Source organism: Streptomyces sp. AA4 (assembly GCF_000158875.1).
Classification (GTDB): Bacteria; Actinomycetota; Actinomycetes; order Mycobacteriales; family Pseudonocardiaceae; genus Amycolatopsis.
Window position 1 is genome coordinate 6,687,788 of record NZ_GG657746.1, and the last position, 13,901, is coordinate 6,701,688.

Annotated in this window: 17 protein-coding genes and 1 pseudogene; 8 read left to right on the plus strand and 10 right to left on the minus strand. The window is 70.3% G+C overall.

What is annotated here, in order from left to right; all coding sequences use genetic code 11:
- Positions 1–61 precede the first annotated feature (61 nt).
- The 4 genes from SSMG_RS30305 to SSMG_RS30320 form a co-directional block, all read right to left on the minus strand.
- Positions 62–1,099: an LLM class flavin-dependent oxidoreductase gene (locus SSMG_RS30305; protein WP_037715323.1), complete on the minus strand. Its 1,038-nt coding sequence runs from the start codon at positions 1,097–1,099 to the stop codon at positions 62–64.
- A complete protein-coding gene (locus tag SSMG_RS30310) occupies positions 1,099–1,611 on the minus strand; it encodes an SRPBCC family protein (RefSeq protein ID WP_009082409.1) in 513 nt (170 codons plus the stop codon). Before SSMG_RS30310 ends, SSMG_RS30305 begins: the two co-directional genes overlap by 1 nt.
- 135 nt (positions 1,612–1,746) lie before the next feature.
- Positions 1,747–2,250: a helix-turn-helix domain-containing protein gene (locus SSMG_RS30315; RefSeq protein ID WP_037715325.1), complete on the minus strand. Its 504-nt coding sequence runs from the start codon at positions 2,248–2,250 to the stop codon at positions 1,747–1,749.
- 40 nt (positions 2,251–2,290) lie between these two features.
- Entirely contained in the window at positions 2,291–2,680 is a 390-nt protein-coding gene (locus SSMG_RS30320) for a cupin domain-containing protein (RefSeq protein ID WP_009082411.1), read from the minus strand.
- Positions 2,681–2,731: 51 nt separating this feature from the next.
- On the opposite strand from SSMG_RS30320, the gene SSMG_RS30325 reads away from it, so the two are divergent.
- From SSMG_RS30325 to SSMG_RS30335, 3 genes are all read left to right on the plus strand, one after another.
- Positions 2,732–3,697 (plus strand): helix-turn-helix domain-containing protein, encoded by a 966-nt coding sequence (locus tag SSMG_RS30325; protein ID WP_009082413.1) that lies wholly within the window; start codon positions 2,732–2,734, stop codon positions 3,695–3,697.
- A gap of 218 nt (positions 3,698–3,915) precedes the next feature.
- Complete coding sequence (locus tag SSMG_RS30330; RefSeq protein WP_009082414.1) at positions 3,916–5,091, plus strand: lytic transglycosylase domain-containing protein; 1,176 nt, start codon at positions 3,916–3,918, stop codon at positions 5,089–5,091.
- Positions 5,092–5,141: 50 nt separating this feature from the next.
- Positions 5,142–6,056 (plus strand): SDR family NAD(P)-dependent oxidoreductase, encoded by a 915-nt coding sequence (locus SSMG_RS30335; RefSeq protein ID WP_009082416.1) that lies wholly within the window; start codon positions 5,142–5,144, stop codon positions 6,054–6,056.
- Positions 6,057–6,064: 8 nt separating this feature from the next.
- Here SSMG_RS30335 and SSMG_RS30340 read toward each other — a convergent pair whose 3' ends face one another.
- Complete coding sequence (locus tag SSMG_RS30340; protein ID WP_009082417.1) at positions 6,065–6,700, minus strand: LysE family translocator; 636 nt, start codon at positions 6,698–6,700, stop codon at positions 6,065–6,067.
- Positions 6,701–6,758: 58 nt separating this feature from the next.
- Positions 6,759–7,562, minus strand: coding sequence for a TetR/AcrR family transcriptional regulator (locus SSMG_RS30345; protein ID WP_037715327.1), 804 nt, complete (start codon positions 7,560–7,562; stop codon positions 6,759–6,761).
- Positions 7,563–7,680: 118 nt separating this feature from the next.
- Between SSMG_RS30345 and SSMG_RS30350 the strand changes: the two genes are divergently transcribed.
- From SSMG_RS30350 to SSMG_RS30365, 4 genes are all read left to right on the plus strand, one after another.
- Positions 7,681–8,094: a DUF1992 domain-containing protein gene (locus SSMG_RS30350; RefSeq protein ID WP_009082419.1), complete on the plus strand. Its 414-nt coding sequence runs from the start codon at positions 7,681–7,683 to the stop codon at positions 8,092–8,094.
- Positions 8,095–8,546: 452 nt separating this feature from the next.
- Positions 8,547–9,638 carry a metallophosphoesterase gene (locus tag SSMG_RS30355; RefSeq protein WP_286157078.1) on the plus strand — a complete coding sequence of 364 codons (1,092 nt, stop codon included), beginning with the start codon at positions 8,547–8,549 and terminating at the stop codon, positions 9,636–9,638.
- A gap of 121 nt (positions 9,639–9,759) precedes the next feature.
- Positions 9,760–10,560 carry an alpha/beta fold hydrolase gene (locus SSMG_RS30360; RefSeq protein ID WP_009082425.1) on the plus strand — a complete coding sequence of 267 codons (801 nt, stop codon included), beginning with the start codon at positions 9,760–9,762 and terminating at the stop codon, positions 10,558–10,560.
- Positions 10,561–10,595: 35 nt separating this feature from the next.
- On the plus strand, positions 10,596–11,252 hold the full coding sequence (locus SSMG_RS30365; protein ID WP_009082426.1) for an HAD family phosphatase: 657 nt from the start codon (positions 10,596–10,598) through the stop codon (positions 11,250–11,252).
- Between the two features lie 32 nt (positions 11,253–11,284).
- Here SSMG_RS30365 and SSMG_RS30370 read toward each other — a convergent pair.
- Positions 11,285–11,741 (minus strand): annotated as a pseudogene (locus SSMG_RS30370) (NUDIX domain-containing protein).
- 136 nt (positions 11,742–11,877) lie between these two features.
- On the opposite strand from SSMG_RS30370, the gene SSMG_RS30375 reads away from it, so the two are divergent.
- Positions 11,878–12,321: a DoxX family protein gene (locus tag SSMG_RS30375; RefSeq protein WP_009082428.1), complete on the plus strand. Its 444-nt coding sequence runs from the start codon at positions 11,878–11,880 to the stop codon at positions 12,319–12,321.
- A gap of 32 nt (positions 12,322–12,353) precedes the next feature.
- Here the strand turns inward: SSMG_RS30375 and SSMG_RS30380 are convergent, their stop codons facing one another.
- From SSMG_RS30380 to SSMG_RS30390, 3 genes are read right to left on the minus strand one after another with little or no spacing between them, the layout of a single operon-like run.
- A complete protein-coding gene (locus tag SSMG_RS30380) occupies positions 12,354–12,953 on the minus strand; it encodes an ATP/GTP-binding protein (RefSeq protein ID WP_009082429.1) in 600 nt (199 codons plus the stop codon).
- Entirely contained in the window at positions 12,934–13,308 is a 375-nt protein-coding gene (locus SSMG_RS30385) for a DUF742 domain-containing protein (RefSeq protein WP_009082430.1), read from the minus strand. Before SSMG_RS30385 ends, SSMG_RS30380 begins: the two co-directional genes overlap by 20 nt.
- Positions 13,305–13,721 carry a roadblock/LC7 domain-containing protein gene (locus SSMG_RS30390; protein ID WP_009082431.1) on the minus strand — a complete coding sequence of 139 codons (417 nt, stop codon included), beginning with the start codon at positions 13,719–13,721 and terminating at the stop codon, positions 13,305–13,307. The genes SSMG_RS30385 and SSMG_RS30390 overlap by 4 nt, the downstream gene beginning before the upstream one ends.
- Positions 13,722–13,901: the final 180 nt, after the last annotated feature.

Consider the following 13,901-nt stretch of genomic DNA (forward strand, 5'->3'; position numbering starts at 1 on the left):
CGCCGCCACTATGGCGCAGCCGGACCCGCCGACGCAGCCGGTTGGCCCAATACTTGGTCTGTCAGGGCACTTCCGTTACCAACTCGAGTGCCCGGCCCAGCGTCGCCAGCCGTTCCTCCAGGGTCTCCCCCGCCGGATACAGCCGAACCGTGTCGACCCCGGCCGCACGCCACACCTTCAACCGCGCGCGAACCATGTCCTCGGTGCCGATCAACGTCGTCGCGAGCACCATCTCGTCGGTGACCAACCCGGCCGCACCGTCGCGATCGCCGGACTGCCAGCGTTGCCGCACCTCAGCCGCGACGTCCGCCCAACCTTGCCTGCGGTACGCGTCGTGGTAGAAGTTCGTGCTCGCCGAACCCATGCCGCCCAACGAAAACGCCAGCTCCTTCTTCCGCCCGGCGACCATCGGACGCAGTTCGTCCTCATCGGACGCGAACGCGACCTCCGCGCCTTGGCACACCACGAGATCGCCGCGGCTGCGACCGGCTTTCGCGAGCCCTGCGTCGAGGTGGCGGAAGTAGGCGTCGGCCCCCTCCGGGACGAAGCTCGTGCCCAGCCAGCCGTCGGCGAGTTCGCCGGTGAGTTCCAGCATGCGCGGCGACAGCGTGGCCAGGTAGATCGGGATGTCCTCGTTCGGCGCTGTCGACAGCCGCATCGGGCGGGACTCTCCGGGCAACGGGATCTGGAAAGCCTTGCCGGCGAACGAGATCTTCTCCCCGGCGAACGCACTCCGGATGATCTGCACCGTCTCGCGCATCCGGGTCAGCGGGCGCGCGAACGGCACCCCGTGCAGCCCCTCGACCACCTGCGGACCGGACGCGCCCAGCCCCAGTGCGAACCGGCCGCCGGACATCTCGGCCAAGGTCAGCGCGGCCTGCGCGGCCGCGACCGGCGTGCGCACGCCGAGCTGCATGATCCCGGAGCCGAGCCGGATCCGGTCCGTGCGCGCCGCGAGGTAGCCGAGCACCGACGGCCCGTCCGAACCCCACGCCTCGGCCACCCAGCATTCGCCGAGCCCCAGTTTTTCCGCCTCCAGCACGAAATCCCGGGTGTCCGGCCAGCCCGACGACGCCTCGACGGTGGTGGCCGCGCGCATCATCCGGCGGCCTCGACGCGGTCCTTGATCGCGCCGAGCGTGGCGGTCATCGCGGCCTCGAACTCGCTCAGCCGGACGTGCACGATCTTCTGTTCCTTCTCCGGCATCCGCGCGATCACCTCGGTGACCCCGGACGGCCCCGGCCCCATCTGCGCCCACTGCGTGAGCCGCGTGCCGCCGTTTTCCGGGGCGAGGGTGAACCGCCAGACCGCGGTCGGATTGGCCGGATCGCTGACCGCCCAGGCGAAAACGCGCGGCTTTTCGCATTCGACGATGTAGGACGTGGTTTCCCAGTCGCCGCGCATCCGGTGGCGGTTGTGCCCGACGAAGGACCGGCCGAGCGCCGGCGCCGAACCCTCGTCGCACCACCGGACCGACTGCAGTTCGCCGCTCAGCTCCGGCATCAGCTCGACGTCCGAGGCGAACCGCCAGACCTGCTCGGGCGAGCCGTCGATCCACGCGTCCACCTGCACGGTCGGGGCGTCCGCGTACCGCGCGCCGGTCCACTCCATCGTGGTTCCTCCTCCGCTAGCGTCTCGACCAGCATAGTTGCGTAACGAGACTGACGGTGTCAATCGCCCCGGGCCAAAAGCCGTGAAGGACTCCTTGAGGGAATCTGATTCCCTCAAGGAGTCCTTCACGGACCGCTACTCCTGGGGCGCGAACCTCGCCTGGACGTCCGGGCGCTGCGCGAGACGCTCCGGAAAGCCCGGCCCGCGCCGCATCCGGGTGTCTTCGGCGGACAGCGGCTCGCCGCAATCCGCGCACACGACGGTCGCGGTCGTGTCGTGCCCGCACGTTTCGTGGTGCAGCACGATCGGCGGGCCCGCCTCGGTGGCCAGCCACCGGTCGCCCCAGGCCGTCATCGCGGCCAGCACGCTCCAGAAATCGCGCCCCTTCTCGGTGAGCACGTAGTCGTAGCGCACCGGTTCGGCCTGGTAGGCACGCTTTTCCAGCAGACCCTCGTCGACCAGCCTGCGCAGCCGGTCGGCGAGGGTGTTGCGCGCGATGCCGAGGGCCTGCTGGAACTCGTCGAAGCGGCGGACGCCGTAGAACGCGTCCCGCAGCACCAGCGGCGTCCACCAGTCCCCGAGCAGGTCCATGGTCCGGGCGATCGAGCACGGCCACTGCGCGAAGGAAGTGCGTTTCATGACCGCGAGGGTACGCCGTCCCACAGTGCAACCCAGCAGGTCAGACGCGATGCCCGACGGTCACGTCCACAGTGTCGGGCACTTCTTCGTGCTCGTCGCCGACCGAAAGCGTCCCGGCGGGCTCCACGAGCAGCACCACCGCGCCCTCCTTCGACGACGGCTTGTGGAACGTGCCGCGCGGGACCACGAACGCCTGTTCGCGGGTCAGCGTCACGGTCCGCTCGCCGTCCGGTTCGCGCAGGCCGATCTCGATGCTGCCGTCGAGGACGAGGAAGAACTCGTCGGTGTTGTCGTGCTTGTGCCACACGTGCTCGCCGGAGAACCGGGCGAGACGGATGTCGTAGTCGTTGACGTTGGCGACGATCCGGGGACTCCACGGGGCGTCGAAGCCGGCGAGCACGGCCCGCAGGTCGAGGGGCTGAGTTGTCATAGTTCGATCTTGGGCCTGGCCTCGCGCGCCCGGGAGTGCTAGGAATCGCATATGTCGAAAGGATCCTCGCACCGCGTCGTGATGATCGTCGGCGACGGCTCGAATCCGTTCGAAATGGGTGTCGCGACCGAACTGTTCGGCCTGCGCCGTCCCGAACTGCGGCGGCCGTGGTACGACTTCGCGCTCGCGGCGCCCGGCGGACAGGTCCGGATGCACCTCGGTTTCTTCACGCTCGCCGACGTCGCCGGCCTCGAGGCGGTCGACGCCGCGGACACGGTGATCGTCCCGAACCGGCCGGATCCGCAGACCCCCGCCGACCCGGAAATCCTCGCCGCGATCCAGCGGGCGGACGCCCGGGGCGCGCGGTTGATGAGCTTCTGCACCGGAGCGTTCACCCTGGCCGAGGCCGGCGTGCTGGACGACCGGCGGGCCACCACGCACTGGCAGTGGGCCGAGGCGTTCACCGCGCGCTACCCGCGGGTGCGGCTGGAGCCGGACGTCCTCTTCGTCGAAGACGGCACAATTCTCACTGCCGCCGGAAGCGCGGCGGCGCTCGATCTGTCGCTGTACGTGATCCAGCGCGACCACGGCGCGGAAATCGCCAACGCGGTCAGCCGCCGCCTCGTTTTCACCGGCCACCGCGAAGGCGGCCAGCAGCAGTTCGTCGAACGCCCGGTGCCGGAGATCCCGGACGCCTCGCTCGCGCCGGTGCTGGAATGGGCCCGCCGGCACCTCGACCAGCCGCTCGCGGTCACCGACCTCGCCGCCCGCGCGTCGACCAGCGCCGCCACCCTGCACCGCCGGTTCCGCGCCGAACTCGGCACGACGCCGCTCGCCTGGCTCACCGCCGAACGCGTGACGCTGGCCCGCCGGCTGATCGAACGCGGCGAACATGGTCTGGACCGCATCGCCGCGCGCGCCGGGCTCGGCACCGGCGCGAACCTCCGGCTGCAATTGCGCAGGCACACCGGCCTGTCGCCGTCCGAATACCGCAAACGGTTCGGCCCGGCGGCGTAATCCCGCCCGCGGTCCACAGTGGACCCGACGAATGGATTGCTCCATTCGGCCTAATCCGCGAAATCCCGGTTAAGCCCCGATGACCGGAACCCGTCGAAGGTTTTATGCCAGACGAACGAAAGTTGGCCGGAAAGGACAGAAATCCGCCGACCCCTCACCGAAGCGCGGATTGATCCGCTAGCTTGGCCGCAGACCGGCAACCGAACGGGGAGACACGCATGGCCAGACGCCGCCTGGAGGGAAGGAACGCCCGGAGCCGGGCTTTCGCCGCCCTCGCCGGAGGCGCGCTCGTGGTGCTGCCGACGGTGACGTCGTCCGGCATCCCGGTGGCGTTGCGCGCCGCTGAGCCGCCGTCGGCCGCCCAGGCCGCGCCCGGCGTCCCCGGTCTGCCGCCGGGCATCACGCTCCCGCCGATCGGCGTGGACGGCAGCCTCCCGCAGCCGCCGGTCCCGCAGGCCCTCGGCGTTCCCGGCTACCCGAACGGCCCCGGTTCGGCGACCACCGCCGGTCCGCTGGGCATCCCGGAGAGCATGCTGCGCGCCTACCGCAACGCGGCCGACATCATGGCCCGCGAACAGCCCGGCTGCCACGTCGACTGGGCGCTGATCGCGGCCATCGGGCGGGTCGAGTCGAACCACGCCCGCGGCGGCTACGTCGACGCCAGGGGCAACACCCTCGAACGCATTCTCGGCCCGGTCCTCGACGGCTCCGGCGGATTCGCCGCGATCCGCGACACCGACCACGGCCGCTACGACGGCGACCCGGTGTGGGACCGCGCGGTCGGCGCGACCCAGTTCATCCCGTCGACCTGGGCGTCCTACGCCTCCGACGGCAACGGCGACGGCATCTCCGACCCGAACAACGTCTACGACGAAACGCTCGCCACCGCGCGCTACCTGTGCTCCGGCGGTCTGGACCTCTCCAGCGACGCCAACCAGCGCCTCGCGGTGCGCCGGTACAACAACTCGCAGTCCTATGTGGACACTGTGATGGCCTACGCGTACGGCTACCGCAACGGCGTTTCGAAGCTGCCGGACAGCCAGGTCCCGATCGGAGCCCCGCCCGGGCCCGGCGCGGTCGAAGCCGCCGCGGGCAGCCCGGCAGGCGACGCCGCCCCGCCCGCGCCGCCGCCGGTCACTCCCGCCCCGCCGAGCCAGCAGCCCGGCACCCCGACGCAGCTTCCCGGCAGCAGCACCGCGCCGAGCAGCAGCTCGACCCCGGCGAAGCCGACCAGCTCGGCGCCGACCACGCCTTCCACCCCGGCGAGCACCACGTCGACCAGCCCGACGCCGACGACCAGCACTTCGCCGTCCACCTCCGCCCCGGCGAACCCGACCACGTCCAGCTCCACCACGACTTCCAGCACCACCACGCAGCCCGCGCCGACGCACTGACGGCGGCGTTCGTATAGTCCGGTCGGTAACCGGACTACGGGGGAGCGATCGTGGCGTGGAATCCCGGGCACCTGCCTGATCTCGCTGGCCGGTGCTACGCGGTGACCGGCGGCAATGCCGGGATCGGCTACTTCATCACCGAACAGCTGGCCGCCGCCGGAGCCCACGTCGCCCTGCTGGGCCGAGACCCGGCGCGACTGCGCACGGCCGTCGAGATGGTCCGCACGCGCGTCGGCTCGGCTTCGCTGAGCACGATCCCGCTGGACCTCGCCGACCTGGATTCCGTCCCGGCCGCCGTCGAGGCGCTCGGCCGTCTGGACCGCGTGGACGCGTTGATCGAGAACGCGGGCATCACCGGCCCCGGCCCGGTGCGCCGGACCACGAAACAGGGCCTGGAACTGGCGGTCGGGACCAATCACTTCGGCCACTTCGCCCTGACCGCGCTAGCGATGCCGGTGCTGACCGCGTCGTCCGCGCGGGTGGTGGTGATGGGCAGCTTGATCACCCGGATGTATCCGTACGACCTCGACGATCTGCAGAGTTCGCGCAAGTACTCGGACTTCCGCGCGTATGCGCTGTCGAAGCACGCGGTGCAGTCGTTCGCGATGGAACTCGACCGACGCTTGCGTGCCGCGGGTTCGCCGGTGCGGTCGGTCCTCGCACATCCCGGGTTCAGCCTCGAGCGGACCAGCCCTGCCCGGCCGGGAATCACCCAGCCAGTGCCGGTGATGCGCTTCCTCGCGCCCTTTACGCACGGGAAGGACCGCGGCGCGTGGCCAGCAGTCCGGGCCGCGGTCGATCCCGCTGCTACCGGCGGTTCCTGCTACGGCCCGGCGTTCGGCGCGGTGGGCCGCCCGCGGTTGGGGACGGTGGTCGGCGCTTCCCGGGATCCGGCGCGAGGCCGTCGGTTGTGGGAGCTTTCCGAGGAAGCGACCGGAATCCGGTTCGCGCTCGGGGGTTCCTGACTTTCTGTTCACCCAGCGGGACGCTCGACGGCGAGACCGACGCCGAACGCCGCCAGGATCGCGCCGCCGGCGCGGAGAATCACGCGGATCGCCCGTGCGTTGCGGAGCATCTTGGCCGCGGCGCTGAAGACCAGGGCGTAGCTGGTCAGGGAGAGGAATCCGATCACCGCGAACGCCGCGCCGAGGACCAGAGTGTCGGCCGGTCGCGCGCCGTGGTGGAGGAACTGCGGAATGACGCTGGTGAAGACGATGACGGTCTTGGGGTTGGACAGATCGCTGAGAAGTCCTTCCCGGAACGCGCGCCACCCGCTGCGGGGCCGGCCGGTGCTCAACGCCGCCACGTCGGGTCCGGCGGGAGCCGCCGAGGAGCGGGTCACCAGGAGTTTGATGCCGAGGAAGATCAGGTAAGCGGCGCCCAGGTACCGGACCACGTCGAACGCCACCTGCGAGGACACCAGCAGCGCGGTCAGTCCGGCGACCGACGCGCCCGCCCACACCAGGTCGGCGGCCAGCACTCCCAGCGCGGTCAGCAGGGCCGGGGCGCGGCCGCGGGCGACCGCGCTCTTGAGGATCAGCATGACCGCCGGGCCGGGAATGATCACCAACACCACGGACAAGGCCGCGAAAGCCACGAGTGACGACATTCGCGCATTATCCCGGCGTATCCCGGATTCGGTCCAGGTCAATCTTCCCGGCGGCGCGCTACTTGCCGACCTGATCGATCCGAGCGGCGATCCCGTCGAGAAGCCGGTCCAAGCCGAACTCCGACGCGTCCGACGCCTGCTCCGCGGAAGGCTTTTCGAACCCGCCAGCGAGCCACGTCCGGTTCATCGCCGGATGGGATTCGACGTCGAAATACGTGTACCAGAACGAAGAACGCTGTCCCCACCAAGCCTCATTGGACTGTCCGGTGGTCCGTTCCAAGTGGACGCTCTCCGCCTCGGCCGCCGCGTTCGCGTCCACATAGCCCGCGACCGCGGAGGCCGCCGCGGCGACCTCGCGGGCGGGCAGGCCCAGACTCTCCATAATGGACAGAAGATATTCCTGCCCGGCCAGCTGTCCGGGACCGAGGGCGGGCCGGACCCGGGACCGCTCCCGCAGCCACGGATGCCGGCGGTAGATGTCGCGCGTGCGGTCGGCGTAAACCCGCACCTGCGCCCGCCAGTCGTCCGGCCGCGGTTCGCCGGGGCCAGGGAGATTCCGTTCGCGGAGAACGGTGTCGACCATCAGGTCGATCAGCTCGGTCTTGCCGGGAACGTAGGTGTAGAGCGTCATCGTGCCCGCCCCGAGTTCCTTCGCGACGCGGTGCATGGACGTCGCGACGAGCCCCTCGGCGTCGGCGACCGCGATGGCCGCCGCGACGATCCGCTCGATCGTGAGCGTCGGCCGCCTGCCGCGGGCGGACGGTTCCGGGGCTCCCGCACAGTCGCGCCACAGCAGCGCGAGCGTGCGCGCCACCTCCTCGCGCGCGGCCTCGGGACCGTCGCCCTCGTGCTCGACGGTCATCGCGTCCCCTCCCGGCCTCGTACGGTCAGCGTGGGATCTTACCTGGCGTTTCAGGACCTTCGTCCCCTCCGCACCGGCGGACTGGCCGCTACGCTGGGCAGCGAGGGAGGTGGTTCCGGTGACGGAACGCAAACCACCGGGCGTGTCGTACGGCACCTGGGTCGACCGGCAGATCGCCGCCGCCGAAGCCCGCGGCGACTTCGAAGACCTTCCTGGCGCGGGAAAACCGCTGCCGCCCCCGAGCGGCCGCGACGCCGCGACCGACTGGGCGATCCGCCGCGCCCGCGAAGGCGACCTCGACGTGGCCGCGTTCCTGCCGCCGTCGCTCGCGTTGCCGAGGGAAATCCAAGACCTGCCGGGGAAATTGGCGAAGGTCCGTTCGGAAGCCAAGGTGCGGGAAATCGTCGAGGACCTGAACGCCCGCATCCGCAAGGCCCACGCGCTGCCCCAGAACGGTCCGGCGTTGCGGGCCCGTCCGCTGGACGTGGAGGAAACGGTCGCCAGCTGGCGCGCGGGGCGGGGAGAATCCTGAGCGACGCACGGTGAATCCGGGCTGTGCCCTGGAGACCGTGCCCGTTTTATCGAGTCGCCGCAACACGGTTGCGGCCGCTCCGGGAACTTCACCGGGGCCAGGCGCGGTTTGCGCCCTGCGTCCGCCGCTCCCCCGGTCAGACGCGCGCCCCGCGCCAACCTCGCCGCCCGCTCCCGAAACTCCGCGGCGGCCAGACGCGCGGGCCGCAGCTCTGCGCCCGCCGCACCACACCAGCCCTCTCCGCCCCACTCCCGAACCCACCCCGCCAGACCCGCGCGCACCTCCGGCCGCCGCCCCGGCACGATTCCCCGCACCCCAACCCACTCGCGTCACACTCGCGGCCCGCTCACGCTCCGGCCCCACTCCCCAGATGCGGCTACGCTGGGTAGCACCAGCGCGAAGGGAAGAGAACCGTGGTCGGAGTTCGTCGGGCTGCCTTCGTGGTCGCCGCGGTGCTCTTGTTGTTCGGGGAGCCGTGGTCGGTGCTCGTGCTGCTGCCGGACTGGCCGGTCGCGGCCACCGTCGCGGGCACGGTCGTTTTCGCCGCAGCCGCGCTGAGTTTCCCGGTGCTCATGGTGCTCGGGCACGGTCCTAAGCAGAGCGACGCCGCCGCGCGGGTCGGGGACGTCCTGCTCGGCACGGTCTGGGTGCTGTTCACCTGGAGCGTCCTCACGCACGGGCTGCGGCTGGTCCTCCTGGTGTCCGGAGTGGACGATCCCGCGCGGCCGAGGATCGCGGCCGGGGTCACGCTCGCCGTCGCGGCGGTGCTGCTCGTCAGCGGGAACCGGATCGCCATGCGGGTGCCGCCGGTGAAGGCGGTCGACGTCGTGCTGCCGAAGCTCGGCCCGGGGCTCGACGGGCTGCGCGTCGCGGTCATCACCGACACCCATTACGGCCCGCTCGACCGCACCCGCTGGTCCGAGCGCCTGGTCGCGGAATTGAACCGGCTGCAGCCCGACGTCGTCTGCCACGCCGGGGACCTCGCCGACGGTTCGGTCGCCAAACGACGCAAGCAGGTCGACCCGCTCGGCGGCGTGCAGGCCCCGCTCGGCCGGTTCTACATCACCGGCAACCACGAATACTTCGGCGAGGCGCAGGCCTGGCTGGACCACCTGGCCAGCCTCGGCTGGGACACCCTGCACAACCGCTCGACCCTCCTCGAACGCGACGGCGCCCGCCTGCTCTTCGCCGGCATCGACGACCCCACCGGAGCCGCCTCCGGCCTGCCCGGCCACGGCCCCGACCTGGCCGCCGCCCTCGACGGCGCGGACCCGGACGTCCCCGTGGTCCTGCTCGCCCACCAGCCGAAACAGGTCGCGCAGGCCCGCGAGGAGAACGTCGACCTGCAGATCTCCGGCCACACCCACGGCGGCCAGATCTGGCCGTTCCACCTCCTCGTGCGCCTGGACCAGCCGACCCTGTCCGGCCTCACCCGGCACGGCCCGACCCAGCTGTACAACAGCCGCGGCTCCGGTTTCTGGGGCCCGCCCTTCCGGGTGTTCGCCCCGAACGAGATCGCCCTGCTGACCCTCCGCAGCGCCTGAACCCCCAGCACCGCCCCCTCTCCGCACCAGCAGATCCCGCCGACTACTTTTTTTGTCTTGACAACTTGAACCATCGGATGCGAAAGTTCTCCCCAACGGCACCCGCTCCGAGGAGGAACCCATGCCCACCGTCACGTCCGCCGACGGCACCCAGATCGCCTACTCCCGCATCGGCTCCGGCCCCGCACTCGTCCTCGTCGACGGCGCGCTCTGCTACCGCACCTCGACCCCGAACGACGATCTCGCCAAAGCCCTCTCCGACCGCTTCACCGTCTACACGTTCGACCGCCGAGGCAGAGGCGAAAGCGGCGACACCGCCCCGTACGACGTCGAGCGCGAGATCGAGGACATCGCCGCGCTGGCCAAGGAAGCGGGCGGGGAGATCAGCCTGTACGGCATCTCGTCCGGTGCCGCCCTCGTGCTGGAAGCCGCCCACCGCGGCGTGCCGGTCAAGAAGGTCGCGGTGTACGAACCGCCGTTCGTCGTCGACCACACCCGCAAACGCGTCCCGGCCGATTACCAGGCGAAGCTCGAAGCCGCCATCGCCGCCGGAAAACCGGGCGACGCGATCAAGACGTTCATGGTCGAAGGCGTCGGACTGCCCGCGCTGATGGTCGCGATGATGCGCCTGATGCCCGCGTGGCCGCGCATGAAGCGCGTGGCCCACACCCTGGCCTACGACGCCCAGGTCATGGACGACAACCAGGCCGGCCGCCCGCTCCCCGACGGCCGCTGGTCCGGAATCACCGCCCCCACCCTCATCCTCGACGGCAGCAAGAGTCCCGAGTGGATGCGCAACGGCGTCGCAGCGGCCGCGGCCCAGCTTCCGCACGCCGCCTACCGCACCCTGCCCGGCCAGACCCACCTGGTGAAAACCGCCGCACTCGCCCCGGTCCTGGCGGAGTTCTTCGCCACGAACTGACCCCCGCCGCCACCCCGGTGAGGCAAGCTGCGAACGTGGCCACGCGAGCATTGATCTTCGACTTCGACGGCACCCTGGCCGACACCGAGGCAGCGGTACTGCGCTCCTGGCAAGAAATGTTCGCCGGCCACGGAGTCGAACTGCCCCTGGACGTCTGGCACACCGTCATCGGCACCCAGAACACCGCAGCGACGATGTTCAAACTGCTAGCCGAAGAAGTAGAAGACGTCGACCCGGAAACGCTGCGCCCCGCAATGCGCGCCCGGGTACACGAACTCCTAGCCGAAGACGGCCCACGCGAAGGCGTACTCGACTACCTAGACGAAGCCGCCCAACGCGGCCTGGCACTAGGCGTCGCCTCCAGCTCCTCCGCCACCTGGGTTCACGGCCAACTAGACCGCCTAGGACTGGCCCATCACTTCACCGCAGTAGAAACCGGCGACCGCCACACCCCAAAGCCAGCCCCAGACACCTACCTGGCAGCCCTGCACACCCTAGGCGTAACCGCAGAAGAAGCCCTGGCGTTCGAAGACTCCCCGCACGGCGTCAGCGCAGCAAAAGCAGCCGGAATCCCCACCATCGCAGTCCCCAACCCCATCACTGCACAATTGGACTTCGCCAAAGCAGACCTAGTCCTCCCCTCCTTCACCACCACCACGCTAAGCACACTGCTGCAACGTTTCAGCGAGTAGCAGCACCCACACCCCGATACGAAGCCGCCGACTCACAACCCCTCCAGCCGATCCAAAAACCCCCGCTGCCCCTTGACCAGCTTCTCCCGAGCCACCTCGAGAGAAAACCACTCCACCCGATCCACCTCAGGAAACTCCTGCATCCGCCCAGACCGAGGCGGCCACTCCATCTCGAACACCCCAGGCACCACCGCACCCGGATCAAGATCCCCCTCGACCGCCCAAGCAGTCACGACCTTCCCGGACTGCCGAACCTCCCCCAGCGAAACCCATTCCCCCTCGGGAACCGGAACCCCCAGCTCTTCAGCGAACTCCCGCCGAGCAGCCACCTCAACCGGCTCCCCGTCCTCGACCTCCCCCTTGGGCAACGACCAAGCCGCCAAGTCCTTCTTGGCCCAAAACGGCCCGCCCATATGCGCGAGCAACACCTCCACCCCACCCCGCGCCCCGCCGATAAACCAACACCCCAGCACTACGCCTGACCACCATCCCCCCACCCTGCCAGCCCCCGCTGACCAGCCCAAACACCACCCCGAAAAAACTTCCCGGCACTGTGTCGATCCAAGCCGACCCAGTTCGACGCATAGGCAGAAGGCACCCAACAGCCACCCGGGAGGGACCCAAGATGACCACCACCGCCCCCAAGACCGCCCAGACGACGACCGACGCCACGAAGCCCCTCGCAGACCGAGTCCGCCCCGCCGTCCTGGCCCTCTTCCGCGCCGTGGTGTCCTTCCTCTTCCTCTGCCACGGCCTGATGGGCTTCGGCCTCTTCGGCGGCATCGACAACGCGGGCGGCGCGGTCCCCTTCGGCCAATGGCCCGGCTACTGGGCCAGCCTGATCGAGGTCATCGGCGCGATCTTCGTCTTCGCCGGACTCTTCACCCGCGTCTCCGCGACCGTGCTTTCCGGCGTCATGGCCTACGCCTACTTCACCGTGCACGCCCCGGAAGGCCTGCTCCCCCTGCACAACATGGGCGAACCCGCCGCCCTCTACGCCTGGATCTTCCTCACCATCGCGGTGGTCGGCCCGGGCGCGGCCTCGCTGGACCAGCTGCGCCGTCGCTGAAACACCCGCAGAGAGCGGCAATCCCGGGAAACCTACCCGGGGTTGCCGCTCACGAGCATCGCCCGCCCCAACGCGTGTTCCATCAGCACAGTCAGCACCTGCTTGGTCGAGTCCCGCTCCCGCGCATCACACAGCAGCAGCGGCACCTGCGGATCCAGATCCAGCGCCCCGCGGACTTCCTCAGTGCCATACCGGTAAGCGTCGTCGAAGCAGTTCACCCCGACCACGAACGGCAACCCGCGCTGTTCGAAGAAATCCACCGCGGGGAAACAGGATTCGAGCCGCCGGGTGTCCGCGAGCACCACTGCGCCGAGCGCGCCCTCGGCCAGTTCGTCCCACATGAACCAGAACCGGTCCTGCCCCGGCGTGCCGAACAAGTACAGGATCAGCTCGGGGTTGATGGTGATCCGGCCGAAGTCGAGCGCGACCGTCGTGGTGGTCTTGCCCTCGACGCCGGAGAGGTCGTCCACGCCCTCGGACGCGGCGGTGATCACCTCTTCGGTGCGCAGCGGCGGCACCTCGCTGACCGAACCGACCAGCGTCGTCTTGCCAACCCCGAAGCCGCCCGCGACGAGCACCTTCACCGCTTGCGCGGTGAGCGACCGGCGGGGCTCAGAGTTTCCGGATGCCATCGAGAACCGCCTGGAGTACGTGGGGGCTGGGGGCGTCGGTCACCGGCGTCGCGGTGCGGAACAGCACGAGATTGCGCTCTATCAAATCGCTCAGCAGCACCTTCACCACCGGCAGCGGAAGGTCGACCCGCGCGGCCACCTCGGCGACCGAAACCGGGCGCTGGCACAGGGAAAGAATGCGCGAGTACTCCGGTTCGAGGCCGGGCGTCTCGCTCGCGGCGCGCAGCGCGACGACGAGCGTGATGAGGTCGAGCCCGCGGGTGTCGGACCGGGTCCGCCCGCCGGTGACCGCATAGGACCGCACCAGCGGACCGGCCTCGTCCTCGTACCAGGATTCGCGGCCCCGCTCCGTCATGGCGAGGTCCGCTGGACCGCTCCGGCCCGCGGCGCCGCGGTGAGCACCGCGCCGACCCGCTTGACCATCAGGTTCATCTCGTAGGCGACGAGGCCCATGTCCGCGTCGACCCCGGCCAGCAGCGCGAGGCAGGCGCCCCGTCCGGCCGCGGTGACGAACAGGAACGCGTGGTCCATCTCGACCATCGTCTGCCGCACGTTGCCGCCGCCGAAATGCCGTCCGGTGCCGCGGGCGAGGCTCTGGAACGCCGACGCGACCGCGGACAGGTGCTCCGCGTCCGCCTCGGACAGATTGCCCGACCGGCCGATCAGCAACCCGTCCGCGGACAGCACCACCGCGCGGTCCGCTCCGGCGACCCGCTGCACGAGGTCGTCGAGCAGCCAGTCGAGCTCGTTGACGCCGTTGTTCGCCATCAGTCGCGATCTCCGTACCTGTTGTCGTGCCCGGGATCGGCCTCGCGGGCCCGCCGGGTGCCCTGCTGGAACGCGCTGAAGCCGGGAACGGGCCTGCCTCCGGGCGAATCCTCGCGGACGTCGTCGGGATTCCGGCGCCGGCCCGGTCACCGCGCAACTGCGGAAACGAGGTTCTGCTGC